Here is a 7381-nt window from a genome sequence, read left to right as displayed (position 1 = left end):
CGCGGGGTGGAGCAGCCTGGTAGCTCGTCGGGCTCATAACCCGAAGGTCGTCGGTTCAAATCCGGCCCCCGCAACCAACATTACAAACACCCTCCAGGGTGTTTTTTTGTTTCTGCGCTCCGCGAATCTGCTACAGAATTCCGGGAACGGCGCAGCGCCGCTCCCCCACCTTCTCAGCCCTTCGGCAACACAATATTGCTCGCCGCCAGCATCCCCATTTCGTGATACATCGCGCAGGCCGCTTCCACGATCGGCATCGCCAGCGCCGCGCCGCTGCCTTCGCCCAGGCGCATCCCCATGTTGAGATACGGTTCCAGTTCCAGGTGCGCCAGCGCGATACGCGCCCCCTTCTCCGCCGAATAGTGCGACGGGATAAGATAGGGTTTCACCTGCGGCGCAATTCGGCACGCCGCCAGCGCCGCTGCGTAGGAGAGGAAGCCATCGAGCACCACCGGCAGACCGCAGTAGGCCGCGCCCAGCATCACACCCGTCATCCCCAATAAATCAAAACCGCCCACTTTTGCCAGCACGTCCAGACCATCATGCGGATCGGGGCGGTTAACGGCGATGGCCCGTCGTACCACCTCAACTTTATTGCCGACCTTCGCCAACGGCAGATTAGCGCCAATTCCCACCACCTCCTGGGCATCGCTGCCGGTCAGGACGCTGACGATTGCCGCCGCCGGGGTGGTATTGGCCATTCCGAGCTCCCCGACGCCAAACAGCGTGACGCCATCCTCCGCCAGCCCCCGGGTATAGCGCATCACCTCCAGCAGCAGCTCTTCCGCCTGGCTGCGGCGCATTGCCGGACCAACGGCGATATTGCCGCAGCCGCGCGCCACGCGCATGTTGATGACGCCCGGTATCAGCTCGGCATCGATTCCAACATCAATCACGTGCATCTTCGCGCCCGCCTGCGCCGCCAGTACGCAAACGCCGGTTTTGCCCAGCGTCATATTCGCCGCCTGAATTGCGGTCACCGCTTTTGGCGAAATGGCGACCCCTTCGTCCCACACGCCGTGGTCGGCGCACATCACCAGCAGCGCCTTTTTTTTCACCTGCGGCACACCTTCAAGACCGGGCATACCCGCCAGCTGCACGGCAAGATCTTCAAGGCGTCCAAGGCTTCCGGGCGGTTTCAGCAGACCATCAATATGAAGCCGGGCGCGCGCCATCGCGTTTTCATCAGGCGCAGGGATCGCGCCCAGTAGAGAGGTTAAGCTTTGCATAGAGGTTCTCGTCTTGTTGGCTGACTCATCGCAGAGCCAGCAGGAAGAATAACGCCCGTTACGGCGCGCCTGGCCTATTTGATTTTTACGCCAATGCCCGACACCACCAGCCACACCTCGTCTGCCGCCGCCGCAAGGCGCTGGTTGACGCGTCCGGCGATATCGCGGAAATGGCGGGCAAGACGGTTTTCCGGCACAATCCCCATCCCTACCTCGTTGGTCACCAGCACCACGCGGGCCGGGCAGCGCTGGCAGGCGGCAATCAGTACCGCGATTTCGGCGTCGATCGCCCGCTCCATCGCCGCATAATCCCAGCCGTCCGGCGAGCTGTCGCCCCCCAGCGCAAACAGCAGGTTGGTCACCATGGTGGTGATGCATTCCAGCAAAATCGCCTCCTCCGGGGCGATATCCGGGGTGATCAGCTCATCAAGCTGCTGCCAGCGCTCGGCGGTGCGCCAGTGCGCGGGCCTGCCGTCGCGGTGGTGCTGGATCCTCGCCGCCATCTCGTCATCAAAGACCTGCGAGGTGGCGATATACAGTACCTGCGGCGCATGGGCGATCAGCGCTTCGGCATGGCGGCTTTTACCGCTGCGCGCCCCGCCGGTCACTAAAGTCAGCATACGGGCTCCTGATGTTGGCGCATGATGGCGTAGATTTTTTCGATATCAATATGCTGACGCATCGCGTCCGCCAGCAGATCGAACTGGCGCGATTTATACTGCGCATACTCGAAATCGCTATCCAGCGCCGCCAGCCCTTTACGCTGGCGCAGGCCGTTAACCAGCGCGCGGGTAAAGGCATCGCTATCGAACAGGCCGTGCAGATAGGTGCCAAACGCCAGGCCGTCATCGCTGACCGCGCCGTCCGCCACGCTCAGGCCGCCTTTATGTAATTGCATCAGCGAACGACAGCCGTCGCGCAGCTCGGTTTCGCCCATATGAATTTCGTAGCCGCTTACCGCCAGCCCCGCCGTTGCCGCCAGCCACGCCGGCAGCGCCGGAGCCAGAGTCGCCGTGACCTGGGTCGTCGTTTTGCTGTGCGCAAAGTGGGTGACGGTATTAAGCAATCCCAGCCCCGGCTGGGTGCCAAGCCCCGACTCCACCTCATCGATTATGGTTTCGCCGAGCATCTGATAGCCGCCGCAGATCCCCAGCACCGGTACGCCCTGACGCCGGGCCTGCAGTACCGCATGCGCCATGCCGCTCTCGCGCAGCCAGCCCAGGTCGCCGAGCGTATTTTTACTGCCCGGCAGGATAATCATATCCACGCCCGCCAGCTCCTGCGGCTGGCGAACATAGCGGACGCGGACGTCCGGCTGCGCCGCCAGCGCGTTGAAATCGGTAAAATTAGAGATGTGCGGCACCTGAATCACGGCAATCTCAATATCGCGCCTGTCGGTGCGCAGATATTTCCCTTTTTGCAGCGCGACGCCGTCCTCATCTTCAAGATCGACGTCCAGCCACGGCATGACGCCGAGCACCGGGACGCCGGTGAGCGCTTCTATCTGCTCGATCCCGGAATACAGCAGCGCCACGTCGCCGCGAAATTTATTGATAATCACGCCCTTGACCCGCGCGCGCTCGCGATCGTGCAGCAGCGCGAGCGTGCCGTAGATAGAGGCGAAGACGCCGCCGCGATCGATATCCGCCACGAGGATCACCGGGCACTGGGCCATCTCGGCCATGCCCATATTGACGATATCGCGATCGCGCAGATTGATCTCCGCCGGACTGCCCGCCCCTTCCAGCACCAGCACATCATGTTCGGCGGCCAGGCTGTTATAAACCGCGAGGATCTGTTCGCGCAGGCGCGGTTTATATTCGTGATAGCTCACCGCGTCCATATCGGTCGCCACCTTGCCCATCAGCACCACCTGCGCTTTGCGGTCGCTGGTCGGCTTAAGCAGCACCGGGTTCATGCGCACGTCCGGCGCGATCCCCGCCGCTTCGGCCTGGAAAATCTGCGCGCGGCCCATCTCTTTGCCATCCGGCGTAATACCGGAATTGAGCGCCATATTCTGCGATTTAAACGGCGCGGTGCGCTGCCCGTCCTGATAAAAGATGCGGCACAGCCCCGCGACCAGCACGCTTTTGCCGACGTCAGAAGCGGTGCCCTGTAACATAATTGCCAGCGTCATGAAGCCTCCTTCATCGCGTTGCTTCGCATCCGCGTAAAAAATTCTTCTTCGGTTTTACACAGCGGCAGCCCGAGCTGCCCGTGCAGTTTCACCAGCCACGGCTGGGTGAGCCCGGCCTGGGCCATCAGTTCGCTGCGGGCAAACACCTCCCCGGGTTCGCCGTGCGCCAGCACTTCGCCGCGGCGTAACACGTAAACCGCATCGCTGATTTCATAGATCAGATCGATATCGTGGCTGGAGATCGCCACGTGGTTGCCCCGATCGGCAATACGCTTAATGATGTCGATCATCTGCGCGCGCCCCGAAGGATCGAGACCCGCCGTCGGCTCGTCGAGCAGTAAATAGCGCGCCTGCAGCACCAGCGCGCCGGCTATCGCCACGCGCTTTTTCTGCCCGTGGCTCAGGCACTGAATCGGCTGGTGACGAAACCCCTGGGCATCGACGAGAGTCAGGGCATCGTCCACCCGGCGGGCAATTTCCTCTTCCGCTACGCCCAGGTTCCGCAGGCTAAAGGCGATATCGCTGTCGATATCGGTATAGAAAATCTGCTGGTCAGGGTCCTGGAAAACGGTCGCCACTTGCTGACGCAGCGCCAGCAGGCCGCGCTTGCTGTAGTCCAGCGGTTTTCCCTGCCATAGCACCGCCCCGCTCTGCGGGCGCAGCAGACCGCTCAGGTTCATAAACAGCGTGGATTTTCCGCAGCCGTTCGCCCCTACCAGTCCGGTCACGGCGTGATGGGAAAAATCCAGCGTCAGCCCCTTCAGCACCGGCTCGTCCTGATAGCGAAACCAGAGATCGGTCGTGGCAAGCATACTTATCCTTAAAGGTGAAAATCACCCTGATACAGTTTGATATCCAGCGTGGTGCTCATCTGCTGGTAGCGGATCATCACCCGGGTAAACAGCAGTCCTACCAGCATCGCCAGCGAACGATAGCCCTTCGACACGCTACGGTAGCCAAAACGTAATGTTTGCGCACGGTGAATCGCCAGCGCTTCGTCTAACAGAATAAAAATAAAACGCCAGGTCAGCAGAATTTGCTCGGTCAGCAGCCGCGGCACCCGCCCGCGCTTGAGCAGCACAATAAGCTGCGGGAACGGCAGATTCAGCACCAGCCAGAAGGTGGACGCCAGCGCCGCCAGGCTGCGCCAGAAGGTCTGATTGGCGGTCGTCAGCCCCTCCGATGTGATGCCCAGCCAGACGCTGCCCAGCGGCAGGCTCACCAGCAGATCCTGCGGATTGCGGCTGACGCTAAACAGAATGGTCAGCACACCGATCAGCAGGAAGCCAAACGGCAGCGCCATCCAACGGCACCAGCGCCACGGCGAGACCCGCAGCAGCCAGCAGGTTAAGGCGGCAATCAGCGCCATTTCGATACCCTGCCCCAGCGGAGGCAGGGTAAAAGCCAGCACCATCAGCAGCAGCCAGAACAGGAACTTGCGCTCCGGCGCGACGTGAAACCAGCGGCTCTGATAGCTGAGTCGGTCAAACCCGGTCATCACGGCGCTGTCTGCCTTTGCTGTAGCCCAGAATATAGAAAATGACCGCCGCGCCGAGAGAGCCCTGGAGCGTAAACAGCAGGCTCTCAATTTCTCCGCTCGCCGGTTCGTACAGCGGCTGGAACCACGGCTCATAATGCGGCGCGACCACCTGAATCTGGCTCTCCGCCTCGCCGTCCGAACCGCCGAATTCGCCGCCGTGATCGACAAAGAACGGCAGGATCACCAGCGCCACCACCATGGCGAACAATATCAGCGTCTTTTTCATGTTAATGCCCCTGTGCGGTAATCAGCTGACGTTTGGTCAACTGGTCGTAGATCATGACGGTTAACAGCCCTTCAGCAATGGCGATCGGGATCTGCGTCAGGCAGAAGATCCCCATAAACTTGACGATCGATCCGCTCGCGCCGGCGGCGGGATCCGGGAAGGCCACGCCGAGCTGTACGGAGGTGACAAAGTAGGTCACCAGATCCGCCAGCATCGCGCAGAGAAACACCCCGACGTCGCGGCGAATGCCCGCGCGGCAGGCCATTTTCCACACCATATAGCCGACCACCGGCCCGATGACCGCCATCGACATGCCGTTCGCGCCGAGGGTCGTCAGCCCGCCGTGCGCCAGCAGCAGCGCCTGGAACAGCAGCACGATGGCGCCAAGGATCGCCACCACGCCGGGCCCGAAGAGAATCACCGCCAGGCCGACGCCGGTCGGGTGGGAACAGCTGCCGGTTACGGAAGGAATTTTCAGCGCCGAGAGGACAAAAATAAACGCCCCGCACAGCGCCAGCAGCACCTTCTGATTGTTATCTTCCTGCACAATGCGGCGCAGGCGCACCAGCCCGTACCACAGGCAGGGTAAAAACAGCAGCCACCATGCCAGGGCCCACATCGGCGGTAAAAACCCCTCCATGATGTGCATCGCGAAAGCCTTTTCGGGAACCACTATCAGCAATAGCGCCGCAGCTAACCCGCTGAAAGACAGCTGTTTTAGCTGTTGTTCAAGTTTCATTCTGCATACTCCCACTGTTTATTGACCAGAATGGTCGAGAAATAGGGCAGCGGCTGGTCGTCGCTGACGTCATTGAGATGGCGCCAGCACTGCTCGCCCGGCAGCGTGGCTTCAGACATCATCAGCGCGGCATCCAGCAGACCGTTTTTCGCCAGCAGCGCTTTGATGCGGGGAAACCGCCCGTACACTTTCATCAGCACCAGGCTTTCATGCTGGCGCAGCGCCTGCTCGATTTCCGTTTCCGGCGCGGTGCAGGAGATCACCGCCAGCGATTGCTGCTCCATGGCCAGCGGCGTTTTTGAACGCGCGGCTATGGCGGCAAAAGAGGTGACGCCGGGAACAATCTCCAGCCACTCCGGGCAGCCGATACGCTGGAGTAAGAACACCCAGGTGCTGAACAGCATGGCGTCGCCGAGGGTAATAAAGCCGACCTGCTTGCCCGCTTCCACTTCCTGAACCAGCGCGGCGGCAACCTCATCCCACACCGCCTCTTTTTCCGCGCTGTCGGCGCTCATCGGGAAATGGCAGCAGCGTACTTCGGTCCGTTCGCCGATATACTCGCGCACGATGGAGAGCGCGAGGCTGTCGCCGCCTTTACGTCCGGCGGGCGCGTAGAGAATGTCCAGCGTGCCCAGCACCCGCGCCGCGCGCACGGTGATCAGGTCGGCGGCGCCAGGGCCGGTACTTAAGGCATATAGTTTGCCGCTCATGCCGCCTCCTCCATTGCCAGGCTCAGCGCCTGCTGCAGGTGAGCGACGAACATTGCGCGCACCGCCGGATTCTCTCCCAGCCCGTTCAGCCAGGGCGTCGCCGTGATACCGGCGGCGTTGAACAGCGTTTTCCAGGAGTCCTCTTCGTCCGAGGCCATATCGTTAATGGCGTGATCGCCGGCCACCAGCATCAGCGGCATCAGGTGTACGCCCTTCACCCCCTGCTGGCGCAGGCTATCGATAAGAATATCGACTTCCGGATAGCTCTCGACCGCGCCGACCCGCGCCGGAAATCCCTTCGCCGTCATCATATGATCCAGACAGGCGTAGGCGGCGAAAGCGTGATGGCTGGCGCCGTGGCCCATAAAGACCACCGTTTCATCGGCAGCAAGCGGCGGCATCTGCTGGCGCAGCGCCTGCATCAGCTGGACATAATCGTTATGGCTGCTCAGCAGCGGCGCCCCCAGCGTCAGGCGGAGGAACAGCGGGCGCAGGCTTTGCACTTCGCGGACGATCTTTTCATACTCATCGCCGTTGATAATGTGCAGCGACTGAATCGCCACATCCTGGTAGCCCTGCTCGGCCAGCTTCTGCAATGCCTGCAGCGGCGTATCAATCTCGATACCGTCGCGCTGTTTGAGCTTGCGGATAATCATCCCGGAGGTGAAGGCGCGAAACGTGTCGCGGTCCGGACAGCTGGCCGCCAGCTCGCGCTCGCAGGCGACGATGTTCTTTTCACAGGTGTCGGGATAGCTGGTGCCAAAACTGACCACCAGAAGCGCTTTTTTCATTTCTGACTC

9 protein-coding genes and 1 tRNA gene are annotated in these 7381 nt (G+C 61.5%); 1 reads left to right on the top strand and 9 read right to left on the bottom strand.

Annotated features, from left to right (window positions below):
- Positions 1 to 77 (top strand) — tRNA-Met (locus QLG03_RS11620).
- Positions 78 to 173: 96 nt separating this feature from the next.
- Here QLG03_RS11620 and cobT read toward each other — a convergent pair.
- From cobT to QLG03_RS11575, 9 genes are all read right to left on the bottom strand, one after another.
- Complete coding sequence (gene cobT, locus QLG03_RS11615; RefSeq protein WP_255988703.1) at positions 174 to 1229, bottom strand: nicotinate-nucleotide--dimethylbenzimidazole phosphoribosyltransferase; 1056 nt, start codon at positions 1227 to 1229, stop codon at positions 174 to 176.
- 74 nt (positions 1230 to 1303) lie between these two features.
- The gene (gene cobU / locus QLG03_RS11610) at positions 1304 to 1849 is read right to left on the bottom strand and encodes a bifunctional adenosylcobinamide kinase/adenosylcobinamide-phosphate guanylyltransferase (RefSeq protein ID WP_004105085.1); all 546 of its coding nucleotides are present in this window, start codon (positions 1847 to 1849) and stop codon (positions 1304 to 1306) included.
- Positions 1843 to 3366 (bottom strand): cobyric acid synthase, encoded by a 1524-nt coding sequence (locus QLG03_RS11605; RefSeq protein ID WP_147733550.1) that lies wholly within the window; start codon positions 3364 to 3366, stop codon positions 1843 to 1845. Before QLG03_RS11605 ends, cobU begins: the two co-directional genes overlap by 7 nt.
- Entirely contained in the window at positions 3363 to 4178 is an 816-nt protein-coding gene (locus QLG03_RS11600) for an energy-coupling factor ABC transporter ATP-binding protein (RefSeq protein WP_048298156.1), read from the bottom strand. The genes QLG03_RS11605 and QLG03_RS11600 overlap by 4 nt, the downstream gene beginning before the upstream one ends.
- Before the next feature lie 8 nt (positions 4179 to 4186).
- Entirely contained in the window at positions 4187 to 4864 is a 678-nt protein-coding gene (locus tag QLG03_RS11595; RefSeq protein WP_255988707.1) for an energy-coupling factor ABC transporter transmembrane protein, read from the bottom strand.
- A complete protein-coding gene (locus QLG03_RS11590) occupies positions 4851 to 5132 on the bottom strand; it encodes an energy-coupling factor ABC transporter substrate-binding protein (RefSeq protein WP_004105092.1) in 282 nt (93 codons plus the stop codon). Before QLG03_RS11590 ends, QLG03_RS11595 begins: the two co-directional genes overlap by 14 nt.
- 1 nt (position 5133) lies before the next feature.
- On the bottom strand, positions 5134 to 5871 hold the full coding sequence (cbiM, locus tag QLG03_RS11585) for a cobalt ECF transporter S component CbiM (protein WP_023290867.1): 738 nt from the start codon (positions 5869 to 5871) through the stop codon (positions 5134 to 5136).
- A complete protein-coding gene (locus QLG03_RS11580; protein WP_004105097.1) occupies positions 5868 to 6581 on the bottom strand; it encodes a cobalt-factor II C(20)-methyltransferase in 714 nt (237 codons plus the stop codon). Before QLG03_RS11580 ends, cbiM begins: the two co-directional genes overlap by 4 nt.
- Positions 6578 to 7372, bottom strand: coding sequence for a sirohydrochlorin cobaltochelatase (locus QLG03_RS11575; RefSeq protein ID WP_004105099.1), 795 nt, complete (start codon positions 7370 to 7372; stop codon positions 6578 to 6580). The genes QLG03_RS11580 and QLG03_RS11575 overlap by 4 nt, the downstream gene beginning before the upstream one ends.
- Between the last annotated feature and the right edge of the window lie 9 nt (positions 7373 to 7381).

The sequence above is a fragment of the Klebsiella sp. V115_8 genome, from assembly GCF_029967715.1.
GTDB classification, from domain to species: Bacteria; Pseudomonadota; Gammaproteobacteria; order Enterobacterales; family Enterobacteriaceae; genus Klebsiella; species Klebsiella quasipneumoniae.
Note: the sequence above shows the minus strand (reverse complement) of the source record. Positions and strands in the feature narration are given on the sequence as shown.

Excerpts from the sequence above, each read along its gene's own strand:
- cobT (WP_255988703.1), bottom strand. The coding sequence starts at position 1,229 with ATGCAAAGCTTAACCTCTCTACTGGGCGCGATCCCTGCGCCTGATGAA.
- cobU (WP_004105085.1), bottom strand. The coding sequence starts at position 1,849 with ATGCTGACTTTAGTGACCGGCGGGGCGCGCAGCGGTAAAAGCCGCCAT.
- QLG03_RS11605 (WP_147733550.1), bottom strand. The coding sequence starts at position 3,366 with ATGACGCTGGCAATTATGTTACAGGGCACCGCTTCTGACGTCGGCAAA.
- QLG03_RS11600 (WP_048298156.1), bottom strand. The coding sequence starts at position 4,178 with ATGCTTGCCACGACCGATCTCTGGTTTCGCTATCAGGACGAGCCGGTG.
- QLG03_RS11595 (WP_255988707.1), bottom strand. The coding sequence starts at position 4,864 with ATGACCGGGTTTGACCGACTCAGCTATCAGAGCCGCTGGTTTCACGTC.
- QLG03_RS11590 (WP_004105092.1), bottom strand. The coding sequence starts at position 5,132 with ATGAAAAAGACGCTGATATTGTTCGCCATGGTGGTGGCGCTGGTGATC.
- cbiM (WP_023290867.1), bottom strand. The coding sequence starts at position 5,871 with ATGAAACTTGAACAACAGCTAAAACAGCTGTCTTTCAGCGGGTTAGCT.
- QLG03_RS11580 (WP_004105097.1), bottom strand. The coding sequence starts at position 6,581 with ATGAGCGGCAAACTATATGCCTTAAGTACCGGCCCTGGCGCCGCCGAC.
- QLG03_RS11575 (WP_004105099.1), bottom strand. The coding sequence starts at position 7,372 with ATGAAAAAAGCGCTTCTGGTGGTCAGTTTTGGCACCAGCTATCCCGAC.